Source organism: Candidatus Contendobacter odensis Run_B_J11, from assembly GCF_000531125.1.
GTDB lineage: Bacteria > Pseudomonadota > Gammaproteobacteria > Competibacterales > Competibacteraceae > Contendibacter > Contendibacter odensensis.
In genome coordinates this window covers 1-15,597 of sequence record NZ_CBTK010000082.1, presented here as the reverse complement: position 1 = coordinate 15,597, position 15,597 = coordinate 1, and the positions used below count along the sequence as shown (strand labels likewise).

Genomic DNA, 15,597 nt, shown 5'->3' with positions numbered 1-15,597 from the left:
GGCGGGTCAACTCGGGCATAGTGTCAGAATAGTGGATGTCGGGGAGGGTAGGTAGTTACAAGGTTTTCATGAACGTTGCCGAGACGGTCTTTGCTGTTGTCCATTCCCCCTTTTAGCTTGTTCCATATCACGCTGTTACGCAGGATCCAGCCTTGATTGTCAACAAGTTCAAAAGCGACGCGCCAAGGCACACCGACTAAACCCTTGCCATTGTAGCTATCGCCGAGGTTTAACCAGAAAGAACCTTCGGGTTTCAGCACTCGCTTCAGTTCAGCGAAAACAGTAGCTAAATGTTTAACGAAATCCCGATAGTCGTTTTCCAAGCCGATGCCGCCGTTTTCGTACTCACGCTTGCCCCAATAGGGTGGAGATGTCATTGTAAAATCGATGCAACCGTCAGGGAGAGCGCGCAATACTGCGACTGCATCGCCATTCAGTAGCAAAGGAGATTTTATGGTGGCGCTTTGGTGAACAATAAAGGCTTGCCGAAAATTTTCACTGACGATATCGTCGGAAGATCTAGGGCAGCATTGTGTCGGGGACGAGCCAATTACGGTCTCCCCAATAGAAGTACTTTCAGTGTAGTCCATAATTGTCATTATCTGATGTTGGCTCCGAGCTGACTACACCACAGCAATTGGCACATCTGTAGTGAGCAACGCAAACGAAAAATACGTCCTAGTTGATGACATCGTTAGGTTTCATTTTCCATTACGACTTTTCGCTACTTGACATGTGTGGTGAACCTAAATAGTTCCTTCTATCGCTCACTCACTATTTCTGATGGATCTGCGTCCAACTTAGTGCCTTTTTATTGAGACCTAATTGAGACCTAATAAGTTGTTATCCGGTTCCGCATATCCTGTGCTATAGCAAGATATGCGGGGTTATGATGAGCGTTAGGCGTCTTAATAACACTGCATCGGTACTCTCGCGCTAAGGATCAATCTTTGTTCCCAGTACTTGCAGGAATTTGGCAAGCCAATCCGGATGAGCCGGCCATGCTGGCGCAGTGACCAACTTGCCGTCCACATGGGCCTTGTCCACTGGAATATCGACATACTGGCCGCCCGCACGAGTGACATCCGGCCCCACCGCTGGATAAGCAGAGCAGGCTTTGCCCTCCATCACGCCGGCGGCGGCCAATACCTGCGCGCCGTGGCAAATGGAGGCAATGGGTTTGTCAGCTTGTGAAAAGTGCCGCACGATTTTCAGCACGGTTTGATTCAGGCGAATGTACTCCGGCGCACGTCCACCGGGAATGACCAGCGCATCGTATTCTTCAGCTTTGACCTCTGCAAAAGTCGCATTTAACACGAAGTTGTGGCCGGGCTTTTCGCTGTAGGTCTGGTCTCCCTCGAAATCATGGATCGCCGTGCGCACTTTCTCACCGGCCTTCTTGTCAGGACAGACCGCATGCACGGTATGTCCCACCATCAACAGCGCTTGGAAAGGCACCATGACTTCGTAATCTTCCACATAGTCGCCGACTAGCATCAAGATTTTCTTTGCACTCATCGTAAACTCCTTTCTGGCGTTAAAGCCTGCATCATGGAAATTCGCCTAGCGTCACCCGTCGCCAAGTCTACTGTCAAGATGGTGAAAAACCGGGCGACGCGGAAACCCTACTGTGGGAAGAGTCGCTGGACCAGGATTGAGACTGGCTGCTTCCCATACAGCCAACTTCGCCAAACAGGCCGGGTAACACTGGCTATAATTCATCAACAGCCGTTGCTTCTACCCTCAGAAAACCCCGTCCAACCTCCCAATTTCGGAGTGCTGCAATGCCTATGAAAACTCGAACAACCACTCTCCGCTTGGCCCCACTTTGCCTCGCCTTCAGTTTGATTGCATTCAGCAGCGCCAACGCGGCTACCCGAGCAGATTTCTACGCCGAATTCAATCCCACCGCCGGCCAGCTTCCCTTCCCCACCAATCTGCTGTTCAGCGGTTCGACCGATGGTACCCTGAACATCCCGGTCGCTGATCCCAATAATCTGGCCGACCCGAAGGTTGCTCTGAACGCACTCGACGGTTTCTCTACCGTTGCGCCGCTGACCGCGCAGTTTTCCAGCACCCTGAAAGCCAGCACCATCAAGGCCGGGAGTACGGTGCGGGTGTTCGAGGTCGCGCTGGTGAATCCGGTCCTGAATCCGGCTACCAAGACGCCTTTTGCGATTACCGAAGTCAAGCGCGAACTCCAGGCCGGTAGCGACTATGAAGCAGCCCTGCTGTCGCAGGATCCCAACCAGACCACGCTGACCATCAGTCCGCTGCGCCCGCTGACGCCCAAGAGCGGCTATCTGGTGGTGCTCACCAATGGTATTCAGGACAGCAGCGGTTTCGACGCCTTGCCATCGCTGACCTACGCCGCGACCAAGTTGACCACGCCACTGGTGGATGCCAATGGCAAGAGCGTCATTCCCGGCCTGAGTGATGCTCAGGCGCTGGCGCTGGAACCGCTCCGGCAATTGACCAATAACCAGGAAAACGCTGCCGCCAGTCGGGGCGTTCCCGCCAGCGGAATCGTGTTGAGTTGGACGTTTATGACCCAGTCTACCGACGATGCTTTTACCGCATTGGGTAAGACCATTAAGCCACTGGGAATGGCGGTTAAACCGACCGGTGCGACGACCGCCGCCGTTGGGCTGGGCTTGCCCGGTTTCTCCGACATTTACGCCGGGGCGCTGACGATTCCCTACTACCTCAGCAAGGACAAGCCGCTCAGCGGTTACTGGCAAACAGCCAGCGGCGGGAATATCACCCAGTACAACCCGCTGCCAGCGGCGACCGCAACCTTGCCAATTCCGGTATTGATGACCGTGCCCAACGCCAAGAGCGGACAGACCAAGCCAGCCAACGGCTGGCCGGTGGTGATCTTCCAGCATGGCTTCAGACAGGATCGCAGCAATTTGCTCCTGTTGGCCGACGCCTTGTCGTTTGTTGGTTTCGCTGCGGTGGCTATTGATTTGCCACTGCACGGGATTACCAACAAAAACAGCCCGTTTTATATATCCGGCATGGAGCGAACCTTCGATCTGGATTTGGTCAACAATACAACGCTGGCTCCCCCTCCAGATGGGGTCATTGATCCTTCCGGCACCCATTTCCTGAACCTGAGGAATCTGCTCGCCATCCGCGATAACTCACGCCAAGGTGAACAGGATATTCGGCAATTGACCGCGACCCTGCCGCTGGTGGATTTGAACGGCGACCAAAAGCCCGATCTTGACGCCGGGCGCATTTACTTTGTGGGACATTCACTGGGCGGCATCCTCGGCGGCACGTTTCTCGCTATCGAGGACAACGTGACCAGCGCAACGCTGGCTATGGCGGGCGGCGGTATTGCTAAAGTGGCCGATGCTTCACCCGCCTATAGCCCACTCATCGTCGCCGGACTGGCCGCAGCCGGCATCAATAAAGGCACACCTGAATACGAAGGCTTTATGGTTTTATTTCAAACGGCGATTGATTCCGCCGACCCGATCAATTACGGCGCTCAAGCGGCCAGCTTGCACCCGATCCATTTGATTGAAGTGGTGGGCGGCGCTGGTTCGCTGCCCGATCAGGTGGTGCCAAACTCGGTCGTGAACGCGCCGTTATCAGGCACTGAGCCGCTGGCCAGGATCATGGGGCTGCAATCGGCTAACCGCACCGTTACTGATGACCAGGGGGTGCGCGCTATCGTCCGTTTCACTCAGGGCGATCATGGCTCGATTATCAGCCCCGCCGCCTCCGTTGGAGCCACTGCGGAAATGCAGGGGCAAATGATCAAGTTCCTGCAAACCGAAGGTGAGAAACTGGAAATCATCTATCACCCGGTCGTGCAATAGCCAAAAATCTTTCTGCGCTTTGCGCGCACCCCTTGGTTCAAGAAGGGGCTGTATAAAAGGTGATTCTTTGAGTTGTAGAAGCAATAGCGCCGGCTTCCAGCCCGTAAAACCGGTTGGAAGTCGGCTTTGCTTTTTGATGCAATAATCGAAAAGATTAAATCGGTTTCGCCCACTTTTACTCCACCATGGACTGACCCTATGGAACCCGGTTTTTGGCACGAGCGCTGGGAGAAAGCCGAAATAGGCTTTCACCAGCAAGAAATCAATACGCATCTCCGGCAATTCTGGAAGTCGCTGGATTTGCAACCCGGCCAGCGGGTCTTTGTACCGCTCTGCGGCAAAAGCCACGATCTATTGTGGTTGGCCGGTGAAGGCCATCCAGTGACCGGGGTGGAACTCAGCCCAATTGCCATCGAAGCGTTCTTTGCCGAAAACGGATTGCATCCGCGCCGTTGGCAGGAGGGCGCGTTTGAAATCTGGGAAGCGGATGAGATCCATATCCTGTGCGGCGATTTTTTCGCGTTGGAATCGCGTCATTTAACGGATATGGCCGGGGTTTACGACCGTGCTGCGCTGATTGCGCTGCCACCGGCGCTGCGGATGCGCTACGCCCGCCATCTGGGAGCGGTTTTACCCGCCGGGATTCAAATGTTGCTGGTTACGATGGAGTACGACCCATCGATTCTAACAGGACCACCATTCACCGTCAGTGAGGACGAGGTGCGGGCACTGTATGCACCGATGTGTGAAGTGGCGTTGCTCCACACCCGCGATGCGCTTTCTGAGGAATCCCGGTGGCGGGATCGCGGTTTGACCTGGTTGTTGGAAAAGGTTTATCGGCTGACACATCGCCCAATAGGTTCCGAATGACCGGATCGCCGGCCTTATCCTCCTCAGCGATTCTGGTGCGGGTTTTTCTCCCCTTCGCCGCCGGTTATTTTCTGTCCTATCTGTACCGCACGATCAATGCGGTGCTGTCGCCTCATCTAGCGGCGGATTTACGCCTGGATGCCGGCGATCTCGGCTTGTTGACCAGCGTCTACTTTCTTACCTTCGCTGCCTTCCAGTTGCCGTTGGGTTTGTTGCTGGATCGGTTCGGACCGCGCCGGGTCGAGGCGACGCTGCTGCTGTTTGCGGCGGCTGGAGCGGGGCTGTTCGCGTTCAGCGCCAACCGCATCGAATTGCTGGTCGGACGGGGCTTGATAGGGTTGGGAGTGTCGGCATGCCTGATGGCCAGCCTCAAGGCCTTTGTACTGTGGTTTCCGGTTACGCGATTGCCAGTAGTCAACGGCTGGATTCTGGCAGCGGGCGGACTGGGGGCGCTGGCAGCGACGACGCCAGTGGAAATGGCGCTGAAATTGACCGATTGGCGCGGGGTATTCGCGGGGCTGGCGGTATTGAGTTTCATGGCGGCGGCAGCGCTGTTTTTGGCAGTGCCGGAGCGGAGCAGTGGTGGTCCGGTCGGCGATTGGCGCGAGCAATGGCGCGGTCTGGTGGATATTTACTGCAGCCCGGTGTTCTGGCGGATCGCGCCGAGTAGCGTGTTGTCGCAAGCCACCTTTTTGGCTATTCAAGGCTTGTGGGCGGGACCGTGGCTGCGCGACGTGGCGGGTTTGGACAAAGTAGCGGCTGCTGGCATCCTGTTCTGGATAGCGGCGGCGATGGTCGCTGGATTTCTCAGTATAGGGCAACTGGCATACCGGCTATCACGGCGTGCGGTGCCGCCATTAGCGGTAACAGCAGTCGGCATGGCGCTGTTCATGGGAGTGCAACTGGCGCTGTTGTTCAAACTGGGGCCGATTTTGTTGCTATGGGTACTGTTCGGCTTTATCGGTACCGTCGGGACACTGAGCTATGCGATTCTAACTCAGGCATTTCCACCCACGCTGGCGGGTCGGGTGAACACCGCGCTGAATGTACTGGTCTTCGTGGTGGCGTTCACCGGGCAATGGGGTATGGGCGCGATCATTAACCATTGGCCGGTGGTGGGTAACGGTTATGCGGAGTCGGGGTATCAATGGGCCTTCGGATTGGCGCTGATGGCGCAGTTGGTAACTTGGGTTTGGTTGCTGCTAGGGTGGCGGCGGAAGTGAGATTGCAGTGAATGCGGGGAGTTGGAAAATGGAGCGACATGAAAACCGATAGCCTGTTTTATCGTCTGTTTCAGGAGCGTCCCGAATTGGCGTTCGAGTTGGCGGGCTGGCTGGTTCCGGTGGGTGGCCGTTATACGCTGCGTGCCGACGAAGTGAAGCAGACCAGTTTTCGCTTGGATGGAGTGCTATTGCCACCAAACGATCAATTGGACTGGCCGCTGGTATTCCTGGAAGTGCAATTTCAGCCGGATGCGGCTTTTTATGGGCGCTGGTTCGCAGAGTTGTTCCTGTGGTTGTACCAGCGCAATCCACAACGACCTTGGCGGGCGGTGGCGATTTTTCCTGATCGGGCGACGGACAATGGCGCGACGGTGTGTTATCAACCGCTGCTGGATTGCGCTTGGGTGCGGCGGGTCTATCTGGAGGATTGGGTGAATCGGCCTGCGCCGACGCCCGGTTTGCGGCTGGTGCAATTGATCGTCGCCAAACCGGCTGTTGCGATAGCTCAGGCGCGGGTGTTGTTGAATGAATCGGTGGGAGACAACGAGCGTGACTGGCCGGGTTGGATCAACCTGATCGAAACGATTCTGGTGTACAAACTGCCGCGCTTGTCGCGGGAGGAGATTCAGAAGATGTTGGGATTAAATGATGTGAACTTGAAAGAAACGCAATTCTACAAGGATGTGTTCGGTGAAGGTCTAGCCGAGGGGCTGACTCAAGGGCTGACTCAAGGGCTGACTCAAGGGCTGACTCAAGGGCTGACTCAAGGGCTGACTCAAGGGCTGACTCAAGGGCTGACTCAAGGGCTGACTCAAGGCCAGCAGCGCGAAGCAGCCTTAGTGCTACGGCTTTTGCGTCGCCGATTGGGTGCGTTAACATCGATGCAGGAAACGCAGATTCAGCAATTGCCGGTGCTGGAATTGGAAGCGTTGGGCGAGGCGCTGCTGGATTTCAGCCAGCCAGCAGATTTGGCGTGTTGGCTGGCGGCGCGGGCATAACAGTGCGGCAGCGAGAAAATCAGAGCGGGGCGCATGACGCGCCTCGTCACCAGGTTACCGATCACCGATCACGAAACTTCGGCTTGCGCTTCTCCTGAAACGCCCGCACCCCTTCCTGGGATTCCTCAGTGCCGTAGAACAGGCTGACCGCCTGCAAACCGAGCGCAGAAATGCCGGCGATATGGGCAGTGTCGGCATTGAAGGATCGCTTGGCCAGCGCCAGCGCGGTCGGGCTTTTTTCCATAATTTCCGCGCACCAGCGATCCACTTCAGCATCCAGTTCGGCATCGGGGACTGCTTTGTTCGCCAAGCCCATTTGCACCGCTTCGGCGGCGCTGTACTGGCGGCACAGATACCAGACTTCCCGTGCCCGCTTCTCACCGATCACCCGCGCCATGTAGGCGGTGCCGAAGCCGGGGTCCACCGAACCGACCTTGGGGCCGACTTGGCCGAATTTGGCGGATTCCGCCGCGAGGGTCAAATCGCACAGCAGCGCCAGCACATGGCCGCCACCGATGGCATAGCCGCGCACCTTGGCGATCACCGGTTTGGGCACATCACGGATCACGCCCTGCAATTCCTCCAGCGGCAACCCAATCACCCCGCGCCCATCGTAATGGCCGGCATGGGCGGATTGGTCGCCACCGGTACAAAACGCCTTGTGACCGGCGCCGGTGAGTACGATGACGCCGATGGATTTATCCCATCCGGCCTGCTGAAACGCATGGATCAGCTCTTCGCAGGTCTGGGCGCGAAAGGCGTTATATTTGTCGGGACGGTTGATGGTGATCGTGGCAACGCTGTCCTTGATTTCATACAGAATATCTTCGTAGGTTATAGGCATCAGGTTTCCTTGCCGGAATTTGAACGTAGCGGTAATTTAATCCGATTCCTGTTTTTCACCCAGCAGCAGCGCCAGATCATACAGCGGTTTTTTCCGCAGCCCCGTCAGTTTGACTGCTACCACTACGGCTCGGCTGAGCGGCAATTCAGACAATAGCGCTAATAATAATCGTCGGTTCTCGGGCGTATCCGCCTCGTTCGCGGCTATTGCGCCCTGCACCAATACCACAAATTCGCCCTTGCTACGGTTGGGATCAGCTTTTAGCCAAGCTGTCAGTTGACCCAAAGGCGCACCCTGCACCTCCTCAAATCGTTTGGTCAGTTCGCGGGCGACGACGGCTGGCCGTTCGCCGCCGAACACTGCCGCCATATCCATCAGCGTCTCCGCGATCCTGTGGCTGGCTTCGAGAAAGGCCAGCGTTCGTTCATCTGCTGCAAGCGTTCGCAAGCGTTCGCAGCGAGCTGCGGTTTTAGCGGGTAGGAAGCCTTCGAATACAAAGCGGTCGGTCGGCAATCCCGCTACCGATAGCGCTGCCAGGATGCTGCTGGGTCCAGGCACCGGGATGACGGGTAATCCTTGTCGGCGCAATTCACGCACCAGCGGAAAACCAGGATCGCTGATCAACGGCGTACCGGCGTCCGACACCAGCGCCAGTGTCTTCCCTTCGCGCAGCCGGGCCACGATGTGTTCCAAGCGGTCGCGCTCGTTGTGTTCGTGCAGCGACAGCAACGGCGTCTCAATACCAAAGTGCCGCAGCAATTGCCCGGTATGGCGGGTGTCCTCCGCCGCGATGCAATCCACTTCCCGTAGCACCCGCAGCGCCCGGGCGCTGATGTCCTCAAGATTGCCAATCGGCGTTGCCACCACATACAGTGCCCCGGATTCGACGGTCATAGTCCGAACCTCATACAATGCGTGAACTTTTAGAATTTCGATCTTCCATTCCATCCGTGGAGACGGTACGTGATCAGCCGCGTTGCCCAGGGAACCGCCGCCGAACAATTAGCCTGCCGCTATCTGGAAGCGCACGGACTGACCCTGGTGATGCGCAATTTCCGCTGCCGCTGGGGCGAGTTGGACCTGATTATGCGCGATAGCGAGCAACTGGTGTTCGTTGAAGTGCGCAGCCGTCGCCATATCCGCTACGGCACGCCCGCCGAGTCCGTCACTCGCGTCAAGCAGCAACGGCTCTTACGCACGGCAGCGTTCTATCTGCAAAACCAAAGCCTCGACCTGCCCTGCCGTTTCGACGTGGTAGCCATTGTCCAGCCCGACGGCGAAGCGCAAATGGAGTGGATTCGGGATGCGTTCCAATTGACTTGAACTTTCGACCTGCCGCCGAAGTGGCTGAGTATCTTACTGATGACTGTTGATCGCACCGCTGAATTGTCCGCATTGCTCGCCCGCCGTATCCTGATTCTGGACGGGGCGATGGGCACCATGATCCAAAGCTACCGGCTGCAAGAGGCCGATTATCGCGGGGATCGCTTCCGCAACTGGCCGAGCGATCTCAAGGGCAACAACGATCTGCTGGTGCTGACTCAGCCGAACATAATCCGCGAGATTCACGCCGCCTATCTCGACGCCGGCGCGGATATTCTCGAAACCAACACTTTCAATTCCACCACGGTTTCGATGCAGGACTACGGCATGGCCAGCCTCGCGCCGGAATTGAACCGGGCAGCAGCGCAATTGGCGCGCTCGGTCGCCGATGAGTTTACCGCTCGCGATCCGGCCAAGCCGCGCTTTGTCGCTGGTGTCCTCGGCCCCACCAGCCGCACCGCCAGTCTATCGCCGGATGTGAATAATCCGGGTTTCCGCAATATCTACTTCGATGAACTGGTCGCTGCTTATACCGAAGCGGCACAAGCCTTAGTCGAAGGTGGTGTAGATATTCTGCTGGTCGAGACTATTTTCGATACCCTGAACGCCAAGGCAGCAGTATTTGCGATCCAGCAGTTATTTGACCAGAGTGGCATTCGTCTGCCGGTGATGATTTCCGGCACCATTACTGACGCTTCGGGCCGCACTCTGTCCGGGCAAACCACTGAAGCGTTCTGGAATTCGCTGTCGTACATTCGTCCGTTATCGTTCGGGCTGAATTGCGCGCTGGGCGCTACTCAACTGCGGCCTTATGTCGCCGAATTGGCCCGGATCGCCGATACCCACGTTTCCGCTCATCCGAATGCGGGCTTGCCCAATGCTTTTGGCGAATATGATGAAACCCCGGTGCAAATGGCAGCGATCATTCACGAATTCGCTGAAAGCGGGTTTCTCAACATCGTCGGCGGTTGTTGCGGCACTACCCCGGCCCACATCCGCGCCATCGTCGAGGCCGTTAAAGATTTACCGCCGCGCCCGGTTCCGACTATTGAGCCGCAATGCCGGTTAGCTGGACTGGAGCCGTTCAATATTGGCGCGGATTCGCTATTCATCAATGTTGGTGAGCGTACCAACGTCACCGGATCGGCGGTATTCAAGCGGCTGATTAAGGCCGGTGACTACAACGCCGCTCTCGACACCGCTCGTCAGCAGGTTGAGAACGGTGCGCAGATCATTGATATCAACATGGATGAAGGAATGCTGGATTCCAAGGAGGCGATAGTGACATTCCTGAATCTCATCGCTGCTGAACCGGATATTAGTCGGGTGCCGGTGATGATTGATTCCTCTAAATGGGAGATTCTGGAAGCGGGCCTGAAGTGCATTCAAGGTAAGCCGGTAGTTAATTCCATCAGTATGAAAGAAGGTGAAGCAGAATTTATCCGCCAGGCGCGGCTGATTCATCGCTACGGTGCGGCGGTGATTGTCATGGCTTTTGACGAACAGGGCCAGGCCGATACCGAAGAACGCAAGTTCGTTATTTGCCAACGGGCTTACCGGATTCTCACTGAGCAGGGCTTTCCGCCGCAGGACATTATTTTCGATCCCAATATCTTTGCGGTCGCTACCGGGATTGAAGAACACAATCATTACGCAATGGATTTCATTGCAGCTACCCGGCGGATTAAAACGGAGTTGCCCTATGCGTTGATTTCGGGTGGCGTCTCCAACGTCTCCTTTTCGTTCCGGGGCAATAACCCGGTACGCGAAGCGATTCATTCGGTATTCCTTTATCACGCCATCCACGCCGGCATGAGCATGGGCATTGTTAATGCCGGCCAATTGGCGATTTACGAAGATATTCCACTGCAATTGCGGGAGCGGGTGGAAGACGTGATTCTCGACCGCCGCCCCGACGCGACCGAGCGATTGCTGGAAGTGGCCGACCAGTACAAGGATGACTCGGCTGCAATGGGCAAAGGGGCCAAAAATGAGAGCGCTGATTGGCGCTCGTGGCCCGCAACCAAGCGGCTGGAACACGCGCTGGTCAAAGGTATTGATGAGTTCATCGTGACCGATACCGAGGAGGCCCGCCAGCAGAGCGAACGGCCGTTGCATGTGATCGAAGGCCCGCTGATGGACGGCATGAACGTGGTCGGTGATCTGTTCGGTGCCGGCAAGATGTTTCTGCCGCAAGTAGTCAAATCGGCGCGGGTGATGAAAAAAGCAGTGGCGTATCTGATCCCGTTCATCGAGGCGGAACAGGCCGATGGTCAACGCCGTTCCAATGGCCGGATCGTGCTGGCTACGGTCAAGGGCGATGTGCATGACATTGGCAAGAACATCGTCGGGGTGGTGCTTCAGTGCAACAACTTCGAGGTCATCGATCTCGGTGTGATGATGCCGGGGCAGAAGATTCTCGCCGCCGCCTGTGAACATCACGCCGATATGATCGGCTTGTCCGGGCTGATCACGCCGTCGCTGGATGAAATGGTCAATGTCGCCAAGGAAATGAGCCGGCAAGGTTTTACCGTGCCGTTGCTGATCGGCGGCGCCACCACTTCGGCCATGCACACTGCGGTCAAGATCGACCCGCACTATGCTGGACCCGTGGTTTACGTCAAGGACGCCTCGCGGGCGGTGGGCGTGGCGCAGAATCTCATTGGTGCGGATTCCAAAGCGGGCTTTATCACCCGCACCAAAGCCGATTATGTCCAGAAGCGCGAACAACATGCCAACCGCCGTCAGCGAGAGCCATTGCTACCGCTGGCGCAAGTGCACGCCAATCGGCCCAAGCTGGATTGGGCAACCTACATTCCGCCGCGCCCCAAGTTTTTCGGGGTACGGGCGTTTGACGACTATCCGCTGGTGGAACTGGTGGAGCGGATTGACTGGACCCCGTTTTTTCATGCCTGGGAATTGCGCGGGCGCTATCCGGTGATTTTCGACGACCCGGAACAGGGTGAGCAGGCTCGGCATCTATTCAGCGACGCTCAAACGATGCTGGATAAAATCATCACCGAACGCTGGCTGATGGCGCGGGCGGTGATCGGTTTTTTCCCCGCTAACCGGATTGGCGATGATGACATTGCCTTGTACGCCGATGCCAGCCGCCAGCAGCATTTGCTAACGCTACATCATTTACGGCAACAGGGACCAAAACCGGCCGGCAAACCGCACTGCTGTCTGGCGGACTGGATTGCGCCAGTTGAATCTGGAGTGGCCGATGCTTTGGGCGCATTTGCGGTTACGACCGGCATCGGTATTGATGAACGGGTGGCGGCATTCGAGCGGGATCACGATGATTACAGCGCCATCCTGCTGAAAGCCTTGGCTGACCGGCTGGCGGAAGCTCTGGCCGAACGGTTGCATGAGCGGGTGCGCCGGGAATTTTGGGGTTACGCGGCGGATGAACAGTTAAGCGCCGACGATTTCATTGCCGAAAATTATCGCGGCATCCGCCCTGCGCCGGGCTATCCGGCCTGTCCCGATCACACCGAAAAGGCGCTGCTTTGGCAATTGCTGGATGTGGATCGCAACGCCGGGATTCATCTGACCGAGAGCTTTGCGATGACGCCGACAGCGGCGGTGAGCGGCTGGTATTTCAGCCATCCCGAAGCACGTTATTTCGGCGTCGGTCGGCTGGATCGCGATCAGGTGGCTGCTTATGCCGAGCGCAAGGGCTGGACTTTAGCGGAAGCGGAAAAGTGGCTGGCACCGAACTTGGGCTATGAACCGGAGGATTGACATCCTCCCCGCCCCCCACCTACGCGGGGGCAGGCTCTGAAGGACGGGGATTCCTGACTTCACAATCAGAGTTTTCTGTTTCACTGAGGAGTGCCCAGAGGAGTGAAGGCTTGGTTTTCGCCGATTCGATTCCCCGGAGTAGGGAGTCTTACCCGGGTTGAACCGCAGCCAGAAACTCCCCCAAGTCTCACCTCCTCTCCACAGACTTCACATCCCGCCCGCCCGGCGGTAGGTCATAGGAGACGTTGAAGATGTTACCCAAAAAACGCGGCGCTGAACCAGTCCCCACGCGGGGGACTGCCGCGCCTTCCGTTATCCCTCCCCGGCCTGAAGGCCGGGGTTTGTCGCGGAACATCCTGATAAGGTAACAATTGCAATGGATCCATCGGCGCGGATACAGCAAGCGGTAAAGATGCACTATGAGAAATATGTGTATCCCAGATTCCCGCTGCTTTCGTCGGTGAGGCGATGTGATACTTACGCGCTCAATCTGGATTCACTGTGGGCGCGTTTTAATGGAAAAAAGCCCCCGTCTGGTGATAAAAAAATTTTACTGGCCGGTTCCGGAAGTTTTTCACCCTATCCCACGGCTGTTGCCAACAAGGAAGCGAAAATAACGGCTCTTGATCTCTCAGGAGAAAATCTGAAAAGAGCAAGGCTTCATACCCTGATTCATCGGTGTTTTAATGTGGATTTTATTGAAGGTGATATTATCGAAGCGCACCAGTTTTTAGGAGGGGATAGGTTTCAATTTATTGATTGCTATGGTGTTTTGCACCACATTCCAGATGCCGTTTCTGCATTGAACTCCATCCATGCAATGTTAAAAACCGGGGGGTTATTGAGAATAATGGTCTATAGTAAATATGCGAGAAGACCCGCCCAATCGATTAGAACAGCTATGAAAATTCTTGATATTAATGAAATTAGCGAACTCAAAAAAATTTATAAGAAAGCAAGGGATGGAAGTCGTTTCAAGGAATATCTGGATTCAACCTATGAATCGAAATTTGATTCAGGGCTTGCGGATATGTTCCTGCATCCCTATGCAAAGACCTATACCATCAACGAGCTGTTGGAGCTGCTGAATGCTACTGATTTTGAGCCTCTGCTGTTTATCCACCATGGGGCACTCCCTGAGGTGAAAGCCGAAATTGAAAGAGTAGGGGATATGGAAAATAAAAATGAACTCTCTACGAATTTCATCCTGTTTGCAGGTCGTAAGCAAGATGTTGTAATGCGCCTGGAGTGGGAAACCATTAAAAATCATCAGGACACGGTTATCTCATTAAATCCGATCATCATGAATTCCCTTGCTCTACTGCCGTTGATTCCTCTGAAACCAGAATCGAAACTTGGATTTGAAAATCCACCAATAAATTTTAGGGGCAAACGGTTGCTGTCCAAGTTCAAGAAGCCTGTAAAGAAATCAAGTATTAAATATCACGATGATTGGGAATGGATAGAACAATATCTTAAGGCTATGTTTCTCATTGAGACTATGACTTGAGTACTTCGACAGGTTTCTGATCAGACTCGATCAATGGCTCGATATTCACCCATTCCGCCGCTCGATCCGCAGTAATACGGGCGATTTTATCTTCCAGGTCAGCCCACATCGCTTCGCTGGTCAATTCGTAACTGTGGCCCCAGAAGCAGAACACGCCTTTGTCGGTTTTAGCGCGTTCATAGTGATTCCAGAATGCAGAGTCCGCAAAGCGGCAACTGACTCCGAACTCGAACGGATCGGCCGGTGGAAACACCGATTCATGCTCATTCACAGTGCGGGCGTAAACATGACCGGCGCTGCGCACTGCCACCTTCACCGCCGGATTGACTCCGCCGAAGGGGTAGCAAAATCCGCGTACCGGCTGTTGAAACCAGTCCTGCAACATGTGCCGGCTATCTCGCACTTCCCGTTCCAGATCCGTCAGGGATAAATCTGGCAGATAGGGATGATTCAGCGAATGATTGGCGATCTCAAAGCCGGCGTAGACCTCTACCCACTCATCCACTCCGAGTCGCCAGACCTCTTTATCGCCATAGCACCAACTGAATGAACGCTGGCGCTGATGTAATCCGGGATTCAGGTTAAAGGTGGCCGTAGCCTGATAATGGCGTAGTAGTTCAGTCAATCGAATATCATCCACTACGCCATCATCCCAACTCTGAATGACCCTGATGTGATCACCATTCACCATTGCGCACCTTGCATACTAATGCCATTAGATCAGCGTCTGGTACATCGCTTAAACCGCGAATCAGTTCAGCGAACAGAATAGGTCGTTGTGTGATGGCCTCGCAGATATCGCTGGACACTTTGCCCGCCAGCGCCAGCAATACATCTACATCCTCGCCCAAATCCGCTGCCAGTCGTCGAATGGTCTCTTCGGACGGTGACGGTACGTCACCGCGTTCGATCTTGCTGAGATGGGCAGGTTCAATCCCGATCCTCTGGGCGGTCTGCCGGATCGAGTAGCGACGATTGATCTCACGACGCTGTTCACGGAGTTGTCGGACATAACTTCCAAAATCCATTGGCACACCACAGAGTTTGATTTGTAACAATAGTAAATATAGAGCAATCAACCTGACAACTCTATAAATCGGCATCTCAATCAGCGGTTGAATAAAAAGTTATCACGAATTCAAAGGGTTGGGAATTGCACCCGCCGCTAACAGAAATAACGGTTTTCGCGCTGAAGTGAGTCATGGATGACGAACGACCCCGCCGGTCGTAGAAGGGATTGCGTAGGGAC

12 protein-coding genes and 1 pseudogene are annotated in these 15,597 nt (G+C 55.4%); 7 read left to right on the top strand and 6 right to left on the bottom strand.

All coding sequences use genetic code 11. The features are described from left to right. Positions 1–59: 59 nt before the first annotated feature. Together BN874_RS06960 and BN874_RS06955 are read right to left on the bottom strand one after the other, a co-directional pair. Positions 60–566 (bottom strand): annotated as a pseudogene (locus BN874_RS06960) (DNA-methyltransferase); the annotation flags it as partial. Between the two features lie 370 nt (positions 567–936). Further along, positions 937–1,518 carry a DJ-1/PfpI family protein gene (locus tag BN874_RS06955; protein WP_034431725.1) on the bottom strand — a complete coding sequence of 194 codons (582 nt, stop codon included), beginning with the start codon at positions 1,516–1,518 and terminating at the stop codon, positions 937–939. A gap of 266 nt (positions 1,519–1,784) precedes the next feature. Here BN874_RS06955 and BN874_RS06950 point away from each other — a divergent pair, with 266 nt between their 5' ends. From BN874_RS06950 to BN874_RS06935, 4 genes are all read left to right on the top strand, one after another. After that, positions 1,785–3,833 carry an Ig-like domain-containing protein gene (locus tag BN874_RS06950; protein ID WP_081756208.1) on the top strand — a complete coding sequence of 683 codons (2,049 nt, stop codon included), beginning with the start codon at positions 1,785–1,787 and terminating at the stop codon, positions 3,831–3,833. 198 nt (positions 3,834–4,031) lie between these two features. After that, a complete protein-coding gene (locus tag BN874_RS06945) occupies positions 4,032–4,703 on the top strand; it encodes a thiopurine S-methyltransferase (protein ID WP_034431724.1) in 672 nt (223 codons plus the stop codon). Continuing rightward, a complete protein-coding gene (locus tag BN874_RS06940) occupies positions 4,700–5,926 on the top strand; it encodes an MFS transporter (protein WP_034431723.1) in 1,227 nt (408 codons plus the stop codon). The genes BN874_RS06945 and BN874_RS06940 overlap by 4 nt, the downstream gene beginning before the upstream one ends. 38 nt (positions 5,927–5,964) lie before the next feature. Beyond that, on the top strand, positions 5,965–6,924 hold the full coding sequence (locus tag BN874_RS06935; protein ID WP_034431722.1) for a DUF2887 domain-containing protein: 960 nt from the start codon (positions 5,965–5,967) through the stop codon (positions 6,922–6,924). A 61-nt stretch (positions 6,925–6,985) separates the two neighbouring features. On the opposite strand, the gene BN874_RS06930 is transcribed toward BN874_RS06935, so the two are convergent. Together BN874_RS06930 and rsmI are read right to left on the bottom strand one after the other, a co-directional pair. Further along, the gene (locus BN874_RS06930; RefSeq protein WP_034431728.1) at positions 6,986–7,762 is read right to left on the bottom strand and encodes an enoyl-CoA hydratase-related protein; all 777 of its coding nucleotides are present in this window, start codon (positions 7,760–7,762) and stop codon (positions 6,986–6,988) included. A gap of 42 nt (positions 7,763–7,804) precedes the next feature. Further along, the gene (gene rsmI, locus BN874_RS06925) at positions 7,805–8,662 is read right to left on the bottom strand and encodes a 16S rRNA (cytidine(1402)-2'-O)-methyltransferase (protein ID WP_034431721.1); all 858 of its coding nucleotides are present in this window, start codon (positions 8,660–8,662) and stop codon (positions 7,805–7,807) included. 69 nt (positions 8,663–8,731) lie between these two features. Here rsmI and BN874_RS06920 point away from each other — a divergent pair, with 69 nt between their 5' ends. The 3 genes from BN874_RS06920 (at position 8,732) to BN874_RS06910 (ending at position 14,348) form a co-directional block, all read left to right on the top strand. Beyond that, a complete protein-coding gene (locus BN874_RS06920) occupies positions 8,732–9,091 on the top strand; it encodes a YraN family protein (RefSeq protein WP_034431719.1) in 360 nt (119 codons plus the stop codon). Positions 9,092–9,130: 39 nt separating this feature from the next. After that, positions 9,131–12,838 (top strand): methionine synthase, encoded by a 3,708-nt coding sequence (gene metH / locus BN874_RS06915; protein WP_034431717.1) that lies wholly within the window; start codon positions 9,131–9,133, stop codon positions 12,836–12,838. 376 nt (positions 12,839–13,214) lie between these two features. After that, positions 13,215–14,348: a class I SAM-dependent methyltransferase gene (locus tag BN874_RS06910; RefSeq protein ID WP_034431716.1), complete on the top strand. Its 1,134-nt coding sequence runs from the start codon at positions 13,215–13,217 to the stop codon at positions 14,346–14,348. On the opposite strand, the gene BN874_RS06905 is transcribed toward BN874_RS06910, so the two are convergent. Further along, on the bottom strand, positions 14,338–15,036 hold the full coding sequence (locus BN874_RS06905; protein WP_195912123.1) for a polysaccharide deacetylase family protein: 699 nt from the start codon (positions 15,034–15,036) through the stop codon (positions 14,338–14,340). The two genes, BN874_RS06910 and BN874_RS06905, sit on opposite strands and share 11 nt — an antisense overlap. Beyond that, a complete protein-coding gene (locus BN874_RS06900) occupies positions 15,026–15,376 on the bottom strand; it encodes a helix-turn-helix domain-containing protein (protein WP_034431712.1) in 351 nt (116 codons plus the stop codon). The genes BN874_RS06905 and BN874_RS06900 overlap by 11 nt, the downstream gene beginning before the upstream one ends. Positions 15,377–15,597 lie beyond the last annotated feature (221 nt).